Here is a 14,672-nt window from a genome sequence, read left to right as displayed (position 1 = left end):
CTTTTGAGTATTTGCGAACAAAATCATCAGTTTTGTTTTACGAAAAACAAAAAAATATGAACACATTTGCTTCAAAGGTTTCATCAAATCGCTTAAGGCGATATCGTTAGGTTAAAGAATTATGCTCCAAATTTCATTTTTTTTCTTTTAAGAAACAAGTTTAGCATGGAATTTGCTACCTTTTAATAGTATTCAAATAAAAAAAATATGAAAATAATTTTGTTATCAACAATTATGATGGTTAGTAGCTTAGGCTTCACTTATGCAAATAATGATTTAAACCGTTCAAATTTAGTTAAAAGTTTCACCCCGAAAGAGAATATTGATAAAATTACAATTATCACAAAAACTGCAAGTAATCAGTCAAATTCGGTACAAATTGTAAGAGCTCGTGTGACAGTTGAGGAGATTGAAAACGACAATTTGGGGATGGATGACGCTTCGAACATAAAAGAAGTTGAGATATCAAGTACTGAGTTTGCCGATGATAATTTTGTATATGTCAAAGAAAGAAAGGATTTAGTTGGCTATGCTTTACAATTAGCTTCTTTTTCTGATTTATCATCAGCAAAAGATTTCGCTCTGTCAATTGCTCACAAAGGTGATGCTGAAAAAAGACAACTATTTATTTATACAGTAAGCAGCCTTGAAAAAACTTATTATAAAGTTTATTTTGGGCTTTTAAAGTCTGATGATTTGGCTCGTGCAAAGCAGAGAACATTACTCTCGTTGGGGTATTCACCTTTTGTTAGAGAATTTAGATAAATACAGCTAATATTAAAATAAAAAAACTCATGAAAATTACCTTCATGAGTTTTTTTTTGCCTTATGAATTATTTGGCACGCTATTTGACGCCGCTTAATTGTAAAAAAATAACTCATAAAGTATAAAATATGAAAGCACCTTTTATTTATTTGTTTGGAGCGATTCTCGCAAGTGTGATGATGAATCAAGCTCAAGCCCAAGAAGTTACTGCCAGCCTTTCGGATGACCTAAACAGGGTATCTGTTGAAAATACCTCATTGTCATTTAATAAAAAAGTGAAACTTACTAATGTTGACAATGGAAAATCGGTAGTTGTGCGTATTAATGACCGTGTAAAAACTACTGAGAATAATAAAGTCGCCAATATTTCAAAAAGTACCATCGAAGAATTAGGAATCAAGTCAAACAAAACGAAGGTTAAAGTACAAGAATTACAAGTTGATGACGACGTAGAGCGTTTTTGGGCGACTGCCGATGCTTCAACTTCTACAAATGCTTCACCAGCGTTTAAAAAAGTTGTGAAAGAGAAGGAAATACAAGTAGAAACAAGTAGAGTTGAAGGTTTTGAAATAAATCATGTGTATGATTTGAACGGAACTATAAAAGAATTAGCAGGCTATGGACTACAATTAGCTGCTTTTGGTCAATTGAAAGCCGCAAGAGATTTTGCTGCAAAATTGACAAAAAATGGAGAAGCTGAAATCGAAAAAATATTTATCCAAGTAAGTAAATCCGCTGATAAACCTATGGTTTATCGTGTCATCTATGGTTTATTTAATGATGAAATTGATGCCAAAGATAGCCAAAAGAAAATGGAAACTTTAGGTCATAATGCTCTTGTGAAAGGGTTCTAACTAAATTTGTCAGGTAAGACAATTTTCACAAATCCTTTTGTTTTGACGGCGAAGGGATAAAAAAAAACTACAAATTGGTGGATTTGTAGTTTACTCCCCTTGAAAAAGGGGAGTTTTTTGTTTTATGTGCAATCTTTTCATGCTAATTTTCGTCTATCATTAAGTAATTTTGCCATTTATGAAGTCATAATATGATACGTTTTTCGATATTCCTTAGTTTAATTCTTGTTGCTCAACAAATAGTCTTTTCTCAGGAATCAATGCCTGCAAAGTCTGTGATATGCACTTTTTCTGATGAAAATAGTTTTACACAAATTTTGCCCGAAATAAACACCCATACTAACGCACGACTAATTGCTACTTCCAACATAGAAGTCACTTACATTGACTTTCCAGATCAAGCCAAAACCGCCTTTGAACAAGCTGTCTTACTTTGGGAAAACTATTTAATTTCGTCACAAACGATTCGAATAAAAGCTACTTGGACCACAACCCTCACAAGTAGTACTTTGGCAGTTTCGGGTACAACTCGCATCTATAAAAACTTTTTAAACGCACCGTATTCAAATGTTTGGTATCCAACTGCTTTAGCTGAAGCCTTGTCGGGTAAAGACCTTAATTCGGGAGATTATGATATTAATGTTTCGCTTAATGGGAATATTAATTGGTATTATGGCATAGATGCAAAAGCACAAGCTGGTAAATATGATTTGATTACTGTCACAATGCACGAAATTGCACATGGATTAGGCATTTCATCATCAATGGAAGTAGTTAATAGCGATACGCAAGGCCAATATGGGCAGTCGGGAAGTGCGTATGTTTATGATGTTTTTATGCAAGATACTCAAAAAATAAAATTAACAAATACGGGTGTTTACGGAAATCCATCGCAAGATTTAAAAAAGACTTTGACAAGTAATGCCCTTTACTTTGGCTTGAGAAATACTAAATTTTCAAACGCTTTACCCAGATTGTATGCCCCAACAACTTTCAAAAGTGGTGTGAGTTTTTCACATTTTGACGAAACAACCTATCCTTCTGGGAATAATAATTCATTAATGTCGCCAAATGTCAGAGCGGCAGAGGTAAACCAAAATCCCGGAGAGTTATTGTTAAACTGTTTGAATGAAATGGGTTGGCAAATAAATGGGTTGCTTGGCTATGTTGTAACTGATACGGAGTCAATTCCCGAACAAAATCTTGAAGTCAAAGTTTTTCCAAACCCTGTTGAAGATGTTTTAAATGTTGCTTTTCCTCCACTAAATCAACCAAGAAAGATAAAAATTACTTTACTGAATTTAAATGGACAATTGATTGACTCTCAATTAGCTACAAGTGAAACCTATTCGATGAATGTTTCAAATTTGCCTGAAGGGGTATATTTGCTTCAAATATTGGTTGGTGAAAAACTGACAATTAAAAAAATTGTGAAATAAAGTAGAAAATTAAAGTTTGATAATTTTAGATTTTACTCAATATCCAAATTTCTCCTTCCATTGATTAATTGGCTTTTCAATCAAAAACCACGAAATAGTTGCAACAGCCACAGTAATTAAATACAAAAATATTATCTTGAAAGAGATATTTTCAGCAATTACAGGAAGTTTACCCAATAATTTAACCACTGGATGTGAAGGCGAAGAATGATAAGCATTGAAAATAAATTTATGATAAATATAAATCCCATAGCTGATTCGACCCAAATAAACGCTTAAATTATTCTCTAAAAAACGCTTCGTTACTCCGTCAAAGCCATAAGCTGCATTCCCAACCATAAAGAGTGAGAAAAATGATTCAAAAAGTCTCAGGAAAACGACCGTAATGATATTATGTCCTTCGGGAAATTGTTTTCCCCAAATGACGATTCCAATGTATAAAATCAGACTTATGCCCAACCATACCTTATTGGTGATGAATGATTTTACTTGTTCGTTTTTATTAAAGAAGAAATAGGCGAGCAAACCTCCCATTCCAAAAGCATCTAAACAGCTTGGCATTAGTACGTAGGGTGTCATCCAAGCTGTTCCATTGAGAAAGAAAAACAAACGTAAAAGCACTGAAAAAGCAATAAAACCGTATAAGATTTTGGTTAAATAGCGAGTAGAAGTGAAGAAAATGATAAAAGGGAAGAATAAATAAAATTGTTCTTCTACTGCCAAAGACCATAAATGGTCGCTTGAACCCATCCAAGTTTGCTTGATGGCAATATATATATTGGTTGAATAACTAAGGTACCACCAAATTTTTTCTCGTATTGGGGGTTCATTTAGTAGAAATAAAACAAAAATCGTTAGATAATAAATCGGAAAAATTCTGATTGTTCTACGAATAAAGAACTGTTTCAACGAAAAACTATTAGAGCGTTGCAAAGTTTCATCTTTTTGCTTGGCTTGCAATAGAATTCGGGTAATGAGAAAACCACTTAGAACAAAAAACATGCAAACTCCCAAATAACTTATCGGAAACCCTAAAGCATCACCCGACCAATGATCAATCAATACAAGCGTAACAGCAATGAATCGAAGCCCGTCTAATTGTTTTAAATAGGAAGTATTTGGTGTTTTTGACATTATAAAAGTTTAAAGTAGTAAGTGCTTAATAGTTAAGTGTTTATAAAAAAAGACAAAAGTTCTATTAAATTATTGAACCAAAATATAGAAAAAAGTTTTTCCTCTAATTCCTAATTCCTAATTCCTAATTCCTAATTCCTAATTCCTAATTCCTAATTCCTAAAATCACCAATTCTGCTTAGGTTTTTCTTTTGCAACCGATTGAATATCAATACTTTGATTAGTAAATATTACAGTTTTAGAATTATTCTCAACCAATATTTTACCAATTTGATATTTGCCTGATTGTATATAAAATTTAGTAATTTCGGCTACAAAGCTACCAATAGGCAAACGATTTTCAAGTAGAAATTTACTGTTTAAATATGCTTTTCTATTAATTGGGACTGTTTGTGAAGGAAATAAATAAACTTTTTGAGGAGATTTTAATATAAAAAATAGCCCTGCGTCCGCTGAAGAGAAATCCAAAATTTTACCATTTTGTTTTTCTTCTAATCTAAAACTTGTTTCATTTTCGATAATACTAATGTTTGTTTTTACAGAATCACTCGCTTGTAAAACTTTATTACCGATATCGTCATAAAATGTTTTGGCTGGTTGCTGTAAAGCTAATGAAAGTCCCCCCACAGGAAAGTCATGATCGCTATACTGCTGTTTAAATTGATCAGTGATTCGCTCATGTCTCAAATTTATAATTTTCTGATAGTCAGCTATGTATGTATAGAAATTTAAAAATATGCTACCTAAGATTAGTACCGAAATAAAACTGGTTTTTCGACTTTCAGAAACTGACTGAAGGGCAGCCAAATAAAAAATAGATAGCACCAAAATTGAATAAATTTTATATTTACTTGTAAGTAAAGTTCCGAAGCCAAAAGAGATACGTGCCAACACAATACCTATGCAAGTTATGACTAAAAATGTCAAACAAGCCAGAAGAAATAAGTCATTTGTTTTGCTTTCTAAATTGTACTTTTTAAAGACTACTTGATAACTAAATATAACGATAAAACAAACTAAAAATACACCTAAAGTTATTGATAAATCTGTTTGTTTATTAGGCGAAATAAACGATGAATCAATCACATTACCTATAGTAGCAAAAAAACCTTTTAGTAATAGTTGAGGGTGAGAAAAATCTGTTTCAGAAGTTTTTTCTGGATTTTTAACAAAATCATAAAAGTAACTCATCAAAAGGATAAAACAAGCAATAGACCATTTAAAAATAGCCGATTTTCTTTGCTGAAACAACAAAATTAATAAACCAATGACTGGAATAATAATTCCATTATAACTTGTAAAAACGCCTAAAAAACAGGAGAAAATTGCGAAATAGAAATAGTAGGATTTGGTTTTTTCAATAGAAAAAGTAAGCCAATAAAATGTTAAAAAAGCAAAAAAAATGACACCAAAGTTTTGGATTGAGGCCATTCCCCAAAAAGTATTTTCATATAATGCAGAAGTGAAAATAAGGAATGAAATTGGGACTATTGAAATTATACTATAATTATACTTTTCTGATATTTTGTAAAATAAATAAAGAATACCAACTAGGCTTAGATTTCCCAAAAACATTAAGCTTTTTAAATCAAGTGTTCCTTCGACTTTATATATCAAAAGTGCTAATAACCGAGTTAGAAAAATACGATGTTCGTTGTGTTGAGCAAATAGAATTTTAATTTTTTCAATAAAAGAATCAGTATCATAATAACTAAGGAGTGAATTTCTTACAGCGAAGTCGTCCCAATGCGGGATATTGATAGCATATTTGTTGAATATAACCCCAAAAATTACTATTGGAATTAGAATGATGAAAAATGAAAAGATGTTTTTTGCCAATGAACGATATAACACTTTTTTTATAATTTAAATATTGAGAATTCTACCCTACGATTTTTCTTTCGGGTTTCTTCGGTTGCATTACTTGCTATCGGTTTTGATGGTCCCCATCCTTTGGTTTGAATGCGTTTTGCATCAATACCACCTTTGGAAACCAAGTATTTTTTTACTTCATTAGCTCTTTCTTGTGATAGTTTTACATTCAGCATCAGATTGTCATCACTACCATCGGTATGCCCTTCAATGATTACTTCCATTGAAGGATATTCTTGCATGAGTTCAATAATTCTATTTAATTCAGGAAATGAAACAGGCAAAATATCATATTTACTTTGATTAAAAAATAAATTATTTAATACCATTGTTTGCCCTTCTTTGACAGGAATAAGATTTATGTTCTTCCTAATTTCCCTAAAACGGTTGTCTTTTGTTAAATCAAGGTTTTCACTGAGGCTCATAAAACCTTTTTTTGAAGCATTTAAGCTATAGGACCTTTTGAGCGGCACAACCATCTTGTACTCGCCCGTTTCGGGGTCAAATTCAGCTACGATTCTATCTTTAGAAGTGCTATCATTCAATAATTCCATGACCACATTTGCCGCCATAGGTTTTTTGTCAATGGCATTGACTACTGTTCCAGAAATAATGGCAACGGGTTCAGGTTTGATCGATGGAAAGAGTTTAATTCTGAAAATATCTTCTTCCCCAATCGAGCGTTCTTCTGAACTTAAATAAGCATACTCGCCAGAGGCTGGAATTGTAAAGTAACCATCCCATTTAGCTGTATTTATCAAATTTCCAAGATTTTCGGGTTCGCTCCAATTAGTCCAAGTGCTGTCCAAACGACGAGTTAGGAAAATATCACTATCTCCATATCCTGCAAAACCAGGTGTCGAAAAGTAAAGAGTTTTTGAATCAGCCGCTATAAAAGGGGAACTTTCACTTTCGGCAGTATTGATACTTCTCCCCATATTAATGGGTTTCGACCAAACATTATTTTCTTTCAGGAATGAGACATATAGATCTTTCCATCCACGAGTATCATTTCGTTGACAAGCCATGACCAAAACTTTTCCATTGGGAGCTAAAGAAAATTCAGTAAAATCACTGGTATTGTAGTAGTCTAATATCTTGACTTCCTTCGGAAATTCCCAGCCGAGACGAGTACGAGTCGATTTAGAAAGACCAGGGCGGTAGGTACCATCAGGCATATAAATATTGACTAAGTACAGCGATTTTCCATCTGCTGAGATAGTTGAAACAGCATTATTTTCCGCTGTATTTATCGGAGAATTGATATTTTCCGATTCTCCCCAAGTGCCATCAGGTTGAATCTTCGAAAACCAAACATCTTGTGCTTTATCTTTTCCAATATTTAAATCATGCCTAATTCTGGTAAAATAAAGTGTTTTGCCATCAGGTGTAATGATGGGGGCAACCTCACCAAATCTGGAATTAACTCCTTTACCCAAATTTTCTTTTAAGATTTCTTTGGGCATATTTTTGGCAACATTTATTTTAGCTTCATAAGGAAAATCTACTTCTGAAATTCCAATCGCATCAATTTGATTATACCCAGGTATTTTGGCTGGTGCGACAATGATTTTTATGGCATAAACTGAATACGTTGTTTGAGGAACAATAACATTCCACATTCGCCCTTTTACAGTTGGACCATCTTCTTTATTTTCATGAATCAAATATTCTTTATCAGTTGAGTCATAAGCTAAAACCCGTACAACAGCTCCTGGATTAAAGTTTTCGGCAATACATACTTGTCTAATTTTGATGGGCTTTTCAAAACCTACTTTAATGAATTCTTCGGCATAAGTATCAGCTCCAGAAGGAGACCATGCACATTTGCTGTCACCGATTTGTGGTAGTTTATTAGGAATACCTAAAATTTGAGTAGCACGATACTGAGGGCCTTGGTTAATAGCCTCTGTTCTTTCAGATGAAAACCCTAATACCTTATTTGCCCAATGCACCGTTTGAGCTTGGGCATTAAAAAACAAAAAGTTAATAAAGAAAATATATACTTTTTTCATAACAAACGAAACAAAACACTTGGTTTCTACTTTTCTGTTGTGCGAAAGCGAAAGTAATGGAAATTTGTTAAACTATCAAAAATTTGATGGTTTTCGTTAGATAAATTGAATTTTTCTAATGAATTTACAGAAACAATTACGTTATTTAAAGATACATATTTTCATGAAATTTCGATTTAACGTTTCGTTAACAAATAATTATTCCAAAAATTCAACAAAAACTTTCATTCTTACGTTTTGTTTACGAATTTAGCGGAAGAATTCTTCTACGGCTTGTAATTATTTTTAAACATCGAATAGTAAAATGAAAAAAACACTCTTAACCTTTGCGGTTGTTTTGGCCATCGCTTCTGCATCAAATGCTCAAACAAAGATTCCACCAAATATTGAGAAATTGTTACAAAAAAATACTTGTTTAGCTTGTCATAAGGTGGATGTTAAGTTAATTGGGCCTGCATACAAAGACGTTGCTAAGAAAAAATATAAGCCTGAACAAATTGTTGAATTGATTAAGAAACCAGTTCCTTCAAACTGGCCAGGCTATATTCCAATGGCGGCATTACCAAACGTTCCAGCAGATGAAGCTCTTACAATCGCAAAATGGATAACTACTTTGAAATAAGTATTTGTTCAAAGTTTTGTAAACTAAAAAAACTCTGTAAAATTAAATTTTACAGAGTTTTTTTAGTTATCTACTCCATCACTCTCACTTTTAAAGAGCTGGCATTCTTTTTTTCGTGATAAATTTTATGAGTAGCCGACTGAAAATCTGATGGTTCGGCATAAAAAATATTTGGTACAAATTTCTGTGGATTTCTATCAATAATTGGGAAAAATGTACTTTGTACTTGTACCATGATTCGGTGCCCTTTTTGGAAAGTATGTAATATATCTTGGAGTTCAAAATTTACTTCTTCAACTTTATTTGGCTTGAAAGGCACAGGGTTTTCTATACTTTTACGAAATTTTCCTCTCATCGCTTCACTTCTAATCATTTGTTGGTAACCAGACATTTTCATTTTCTTTTCTGTATTTGGATTATCTTTCGCATCATCAGGATAAACATCGATGACTTTTACTATAAAATCAGCATCCGTTCCAGTAGTAGAAACTTTTAAATTGGCTAAAATATTACCTGCAAGTGTTACATCTTTTTCTAAGACTTCAGTTTGAAAAGTAAGTACATCTGGGCGACGACTTGCAAAACGTTGATCATCAACCATATACTCACGTGGCATGCCAGAAGTGATATAGTCAGAAGAAGGAACAGGCTTATTTGGGTCTGAAATGTACTCACTAAAACTCTTTTTTTCAGTGGGTGCATCAAAAGATAATTTCCCATTTGATAATAAGTATAAATCCTTTTCTTTCGCTATTTTTGGAGGCCATTCGCTAAAGTTTCTCCATTTATTAGTACCAGTTTCATACATCAATGCTTCTGCAAACACATTATCTCCTTGTCCTTTTAAATAGTAATTGAAAAACTTTCTCTCGATATTCTCACGATAATAAACACTCGTTTTTTGCCCAAAATTAACATTTCCAAGTGTTTCTCCATCACCTCTGGCCCAACCACCATGCACCCAAGGTCCCACAACAAAAGTGTTGCTTATACCTGGATTTTTTTCTTCTACCGATTTATATGTTTTAAATGTTCCATATAAATCTTCTGCATCATACCAACCCCCAACAATCATCACAGCGTGTTTGATATTTTTATGATGGTTCAAAATATTATGTGATTTCCAGAAGTCATCGTAGTTGGGATGTTCCAAATTGGCCTGCCAATATGGGTCTTTTCCATGGTGCTCGGTGAATTTTAAAGAGTTTTTGAGCGGACCAAGATTCAAATAATATTTATAACCATCTGGTGTGCCGTATGTGAAAGGCTTGTTGAAGTTCTGAGTGGGTTTATCATCTGTTCGATTCGTAAATGAAGGATAAAAACCAAAATTATGAGGTAACATGAATGCTCCATTATGAAAACTATCATCTCGCCATAAATCTGCCATTGGTGCTTGTGGAGAAGAAGCTACCAGAGCAGGATGTCCAGCCATTAATCCAGCAGAAGCATAAAATCCAGGATAACTGATACCCCACATACCGACCTTTCCTGAATTATTTGTAATATTATTTATTAACCAGTCAATGGTGTCGTATGTATCAGTTGACTCGTCAATATCAGTAGTGTTTTTTTTATCGTCAAGATGTGGTCTCATTTCTACAAATATACCTTCCGACATCCAACGACCTCTTACATCTTGATAAACAAAAATATATCCATCACGCATCAGTTCTGAACTTGGCCCGAGCGAGTTTTTTATTTTTCCATCACCATAAGGAGCAACCGAGTAGGGAGTTCGTTGCAGCATTATAGGATATTTTTTTGTTGAATCTTTTGGGAGATAAATAGAGGTGAATAAACGCACACCATCACGCATTTTGACGTAAATCTCCTTTTTTTGATAATTGGCACGTACATAATCTACGTCAGTAGTTTGCGAAAAAGCAATAAACGAGTAGCAAATGAGTATGCAGCATATTAAACTTTTCATGAGTTTGCTGAAGGTTTTTATTGAAGGAATGATAAAAAACAAAAATAGCTGAAAACTTCGGAATTGTTTGATATGCAAGGATTTTTGATTCGTAAGTTAATATTTATTAAATCAAATGATAGTGAAATATTGAATTGGTCAAGATAGGAGTCAAACTTTGAAATAACAAAGTTGGCATAAAGAAGATATAGAACATTTTGACCCTATTTAAATACTTTTGGGGGGCCAGTAAAATTTGAGAGATAAACTCAAACTTACCTAAATTGACCCCTCCAAAAGATGTAAAAGTTTGTGGTTTAGTAATTAATTTTTGATATATTCATTTGCTAATTATATATTTCTTGTGCTTTTGTAGATCTTTTTGCGATCAACTCACATTGCTAAACACAATGAACGCTGAACTTATTTTCAATACTAACTTCAAAAGTAGTTCCTATTATTTTTGCCTATCTGAAGCTATATATATTGTTAAATTCAACTCTTTTGAAATGTTTCCTCTTTAAATTTTAAGTGATGGCTATATAACTCGGTAAGATAAAAGGAAAAGTAAATATGATTTCTTTATCATATTTACTTGAATTATTTGTAATGTTTTTAAGACTTCTAATACAATAGAGAAGACACAAAAAAAGGTGATATATGACCTGTAATGGTGATGAAGTTCGAAAATTTATTTTTAAAATGTAGATTTAAAGAAATTGAAAGAGAATCTTTTCTAATTGCAGAAACTGATAATTTAAGGACATTGTATCAATTTTAATTTCTAAATAAGGATACTCGAATAGTAAACCCTGTATTTTATCACCATCGCATGTTGGATGTCACCTTTGAATAATTTTTAGAACAGATCTCGCTATATCTTTACAGTTGAGGTTTAATGAGTAGTTTGTTAGACTTAAAAGTTAATGAGTAGGTTGGGCAACCAACCTTTTTGGGTAATGACCAAATAACTCAAGTCTATTGGACTTGAGTTATTTTTTTGACAATTCTATTTCCAGTAATAATTTTTATATCAACCTTTAATATTTTTAAACCACAATAAAATCATCATATGTTTTAAGTAATTTGATAATAAACTGTCAAGAACAAGATAAAAAAGGAAATACTATTAATTGCAAGAGCGGCTGATAATTGTCTTTTTAGTATCAGATTTTAGAAAAACATTACGTTTATAGAGAAAATACATGAGTAGGTTTCCACTTCGGCGAATTGAACTGCAGATGTAGTTGTATGTTAAAACTATTTAATTGGAAAGTTGGTTATTAAAAAAGATTTTAGAAAGTATCTTTCGACTAAAATCTAGTACTTTGTCAACCCTTCTTAGGTACAATTCCTGTACTCTAAATGATAGAGATAAAAAATCTATGTTATAAGTAATGGTTTTATTTACATAGACTTTTTTACAGTTCTATATAAGCCTTCTATAAATTAATATAAGTGTGTGGAAATAGCATTTATAGATAGGAAAGCACGATAAGCTGTCTATTTTGTAGTTATTTGGAAAGTTTGATTATTTAATAGTGCAAATCAAGTAATTCCTCAAGTTCATCACGATAATGACGACCTAAGGGTAGCTCAGTTTCTCCAACAAGAATTGATTGATTACCTAAATCAATCCTTTTTACAAAGTCTTTATTTACAATATATGCTTTATGAACTCTGATAAACCGTGAATCTAATTCTTCGGCAAATGATTTAAGCGTTTTTTTGCGTGCATATTTTTTGTTTGTAGCAGTATGAATAAAACTATAGTTTCCTTCAGCTTGAATCCAAACGATTCCACTAAACATTACTTTTTTTACTTGCTGTTGTTTACCTCTGACGGTAATGAATTGCTCAGATTCCTTATTTTCAATAGGATATTTGCTTAATAATAAATCTAATGTAGCCAATAAGGTATATTTGTGGAATGGTTTTGCTAAATAAGTACTTTTGGGGAAATTCAATGCCGATTGATACATTTCACCCTCTAAGTGGTTAGTCATAAAAACAACTGGAATATTTACATAAGTATTATCAGATAAAAATTGAAAAATAGTTGAATCTTGTATCCTGATATCACTTATCAAAACATCTGGCTCAAGTCCATCTATCATTGCTTTCGCTTTTACTAATGTATTTGTCGAACCAATTAGTTGATAATTTGACTCGACAATTATTGATTCTACGAAAATCGACCACATTGGGTCATCTTCAATAATTAGAATTTTTGTTTTTTTCATTGGCTTCATGGTTTCACAGGTTTCAATTTTATAAGTTTAAAATATATCGTCCGTTTTGTATAATACTCAAAGATGTTGCAATGTAAAAAAGCTTGGATTGATGATTTTTATTGTATTATTTAATGAAAAATAGAACATTACACCACCTAAATGGTGTAATGTCATATTAGAAGCAATGTGGTATTTAAAGTTAAACAGCGTTTATGTAATATTTATGTGAATTTAAAATGCAAGATTGTGAGGATGTGTTATTTTCGATAGAAATAACAAAATAGTTAATATTTACTTTTGGATTACGATTTAACTTATCTATCGTCAAGAATAGACTAAGGTAACTTTATTAAGATTCTATCATAAGCACACGAATGATTTATACCTACATTAATTTAATATAAGGAATGATTTTCTTGAATGATTGCAAATTTCTCCTTGAAATAGAGAAAACATTTGATTCAATACTAATTTCTCCCGTCTTGTTTTTTTTATTTATTTGATAATGATTCAAGTAAGCCGTGTTGATGATGCAGTCTCGTCTAACCCGAATAAACGTATGTTCATTGGATAGAAGTTTATCAAAATATTTTAAAGTTTGGTAAAAACTACGTTGGGTGCCATCTTGGTATGTTATTTTAGTCAGAGAACCTTCTCTTACCAAAAATCTAATGTTTTTTGTATCAAGTTGAATAATATTATTGTTTTTTAAATATTTCCCTTTGAAATTAGGTATTTCTTTTGAATTTTTTAGCAAAATGTTCTTTCTGAAAGCTGATTTAGTTTTTTTAAGGTATCTCGTTGTAATGATGTAAATTTTACCTGCTAAAACCAAAAAGTCTTTTGAAATGTTTGATAACTCTTCATTTATATAGTTTAAATTAACGATTGTGTCTAAATTTATTTGGACAAAGTCATTATGTTGAGCCAAAAAACTTTCAATATCTTCGAAATCAATCATCGGTATATTAAAATCAGTATCATTTATATACCAGCCATTTTTCTTTCTGATCAATACCTGAATAGTATCAAAATTGTCAAAGTCTTGTGTGTTAATATCCATTTTTTTTAAAGATTATGGTTATTTTTATTTGATATTACGATTTATAATAAAGTTTTTTATTGTGTGTTTTGTGAATGTTTTAGTAAATATCAAAAGGAAATTGCAAAATTTATACATTTTGAAAGGTTAAGGTATGTAAACAACAGACGATGGTGATGAACGTTTTTTATCGTTCTTAGTTATAAATATTGACTTGGAATAAGGACCACTCATAGCGATATGATTCTTAGCATTGCTTTGACTTATAAAGATTGATTTCATCACCGACAATAGTTGTTTGTAACCATGTTAAGTTACTATTTGATAGGCTAATGTGTCTATATTTTTAAGGAAAACACTATTCTTAATAATAGCGATTCCTAAAGAAACAGTAGTTTAAAAATTAAGATTTAGTAGTTAATAGAGGATAATTTTAATATCCTCTATTCTTTTTACTATTGATTTGACCACTTTTGTATTGAATTCGAGTCCAAGAGTTCTATAAATAATTCTACTATTGACCACTATATTAAAATATTGATTTGAAGTATTTTGAATAGGTGGTTATTTCTGACTTTTCCATAAAGTTACACCTTACTGTAGCTAAAAATTTAGTTTTGTCACCATCCGATGCTATTCATCACCAAATTTGGTGACTTTGGCATGTAAGATAATTCTTATTAAAAGGTAACATAATGCACTATTTGAATATTAGTGCTTTTGTTTGAGTTAATTGGATTATGTCTTACAGAGGGGTAAATACTAAATTTATTTACCCCTAT

10 protein-coding genes are annotated in these 14,672 nt (G+C 31.7%); 4 read left to right on the top strand and 6 right to left on the bottom strand.

Going from position 1 to position 14,672, the window contains the following annotated elements:
- The first annotated feature begins 207 nt into the window (after nt 1–207).
- The 3 genes from ACQUQZ_RS15485 (at nt 208) to ACQUQZ_RS15475 (ending at nt 3,059) form a co-directional block, all read left to right on the top strand.
- Complete coding sequence (locus tag ACQUQZ_RS15485) at nt 208–765, top strand: SPOR domain-containing protein (protein ID WP_435355928.1); 558 nt, start codon at nt 208–210, stop codon at nt 763–765.
- Nucleotides 766–894: 129 nt separating this feature from the next.
- The gene (locus ACQUQZ_RS15480; RefSeq protein WP_435355927.1) at nt 895–1,620 is read left to right on the top strand and encodes an SPOR domain-containing protein; all 726 of its coding nucleotides are present in this window, start codon (nt 895–897) and stop codon (nt 1,618–1,620) included.
- A gap of 260 nt (nt 1,621–1,880) precedes the next feature.
- Nucleotides 1,881–3,059, top strand: coding sequence for a T9SS type A sorting domain-containing protein (locus ACQUQZ_RS15475; RefSeq protein ID WP_435355926.1), 1,179 nt, complete (start codon nt 1,881–1,883; stop codon nt 3,057–3,059).
- Nucleotides 3,060–3,095: 36 nt separating this feature from the next.
- On the opposite strand, the gene ACQUQZ_RS15470 is transcribed toward ACQUQZ_RS15475, so the two are convergent.
- The 3 genes from ACQUQZ_RS15470 to ACQUQZ_RS15460 form a co-directional block, all read right to left on the bottom strand.
- Nucleotides 3,096–4,193 (bottom strand): acyltransferase family protein, encoded by a 1,098-nt coding sequence (locus ACQUQZ_RS15470; RefSeq protein ID WP_435355925.1) that lies wholly within the window; start codon nt 4,191–4,193, stop codon nt 3,096–3,098.
- A 165-nt stretch (nt 4,194–4,358) separates the two neighbouring features.
- Nucleotides 4,359–6,047, bottom strand: a complete 1,689-nt coding sequence (locus tag ACQUQZ_RS15465) for a hypothetical protein (protein WP_435355924.1) — start codon at nt 6,045–6,047, stop codon at nt 4,359–4,361.
- A 5-nt stretch (nt 6,048–6,052) separates the two neighbouring features.
- Entirely contained in the window at nt 6,053–8,080 is a 2,028-nt protein-coding gene (locus ACQUQZ_RS15460) for an OmpA family protein (protein ID WP_435355923.1), read from the bottom strand.
- A 304-nt stretch (nt 8,081–8,384) separates the two neighbouring features.
- Here ACQUQZ_RS15460 and ACQUQZ_RS15455 point away from each other — a divergent pair, with 304 nt between their 5' ends.
- Nucleotides 8,385–8,702 carry a c-type cytochrome gene (locus ACQUQZ_RS15455; RefSeq protein ID WP_435355922.1) on the top strand — a complete coding sequence of 106 codons (318 nt, stop codon included), beginning with the start codon at nt 8,385–8,387 and terminating at the stop codon, nt 8,700–8,702.
- Nucleotides 8,703–8,772: 70 nt separating this feature from the next.
- Here ACQUQZ_RS15455 and ACQUQZ_RS15450 read toward each other — a convergent pair whose 3' ends face one another.
- The 3 genes from ACQUQZ_RS15450 to ACQUQZ_RS15440 all read right to left on the bottom strand — a co-directional run bounded on the left by ACQUQZ_RS15450 (nt 8,773) and on the right by ACQUQZ_RS15440 (nt 13,911).
- Nucleotides 8,773–10,635 carry a CocE/NonD family hydrolase gene (locus ACQUQZ_RS15450; protein ID WP_435355921.1) on the bottom strand — a complete coding sequence of 621 codons (1,863 nt, stop codon included), beginning with the start codon at nt 10,633–10,635 and terminating at the stop codon, nt 8,773–8,775.
- 1,514 nt (nt 10,636–12,149) lie between these two features.
- Nucleotides 12,150–12,857, bottom strand: coding sequence for a LytR/AlgR family response regulator transcription factor (locus ACQUQZ_RS15445; protein ID WP_435355920.1), 708 nt, complete (start codon nt 12,855–12,857; stop codon nt 12,150–12,152).
- A 376-nt stretch (nt 12,858–13,233) separates the two neighbouring features.
- Nucleotides 13,234–13,911, bottom strand: coding sequence for a LytTR family transcriptional regulator DNA-binding domain-containing protein (locus ACQUQZ_RS15440; protein ID WP_435355919.1), 678 nt, complete (start codon nt 13,909–13,911; stop codon nt 13,234–13,236).
- Nucleotides 13,912–14,672: the final 761 nt, after the last annotated feature.

Origin of the sequence: Emticicia sp. SJ17W-69, assembly GCF_051209875.1 — a bacterium.
In the GTDB taxonomy this organism is placed as follows: Bacteria; Bacteroidota; Bacteroidia; order Cytophagales; family Spirosomataceae; genus Emticicia.
This window is presented reverse-complemented; position numbering and strand designations above follow the sequence as displayed.

What these genes read in the sequence shown, in the direction of transcription:
- ACQUQZ_RS15485 (WP_435355928.1), top strand. Translation starts at nt 208, where the DNA reads ATGAAAATAATTTTGTTATCAACAATTATGATGGTTAGTAGCTTAGGC.
- ACQUQZ_RS15480 (WP_435355927.1), top strand. Translation starts at nt 895, where the DNA reads ATGAAAGCACCTTTTATTTATTTGTTTGGAGCGATTCTCGCAAGTGTG.
- ACQUQZ_RS15475 (WP_435355926.1), top strand. Translation starts at nt 1,881, where the DNA reads ATGCCTGCAAAGTCTGTGATATGCACTTTTTCTGATGAAAATAGTTTT.
- ACQUQZ_RS15470 (WP_435355925.1), bottom strand. Translation starts at nt 4,193, where the DNA reads ATGTCAAAAACACCAAATACTTCCTATTTAAAACAATTAGACGGGCTT.
- ACQUQZ_RS15460 (WP_435355923.1), bottom strand. Translation starts at nt 8,080, where the DNA reads ATGAAAAAAGTATATATTTTCTTTATTAACTTTTTGTTTTTTAATGCC.
- ACQUQZ_RS15455 (WP_435355922.1), top strand. Translation starts at nt 8,385, where the DNA reads ATGAAAAAAACACTCTTAACCTTTGCGGTTGTTTTGGCCATCGCTTCT.
- ACQUQZ_RS15450 (WP_435355921.1), bottom strand. Translation starts at nt 10,635, where the DNA reads ATGAAAAGTTTAATATGCTGCATACTCATTTGCTACTCGTTTATTGCT.
- ACQUQZ_RS15445 (WP_435355920.1), bottom strand. Translation starts at nt 12,857, where the DNA reads ATGAAAAAAACAAAAATTCTAATTATTGAAGATGACCCAATGTGGTCG.
- ACQUQZ_RS15440 (WP_435355919.1), bottom strand. Translation starts at nt 13,911, where the DNA reads ATGGATATTAACACACAAGACTTTGACAATTTTGATACTATTCAGGTA.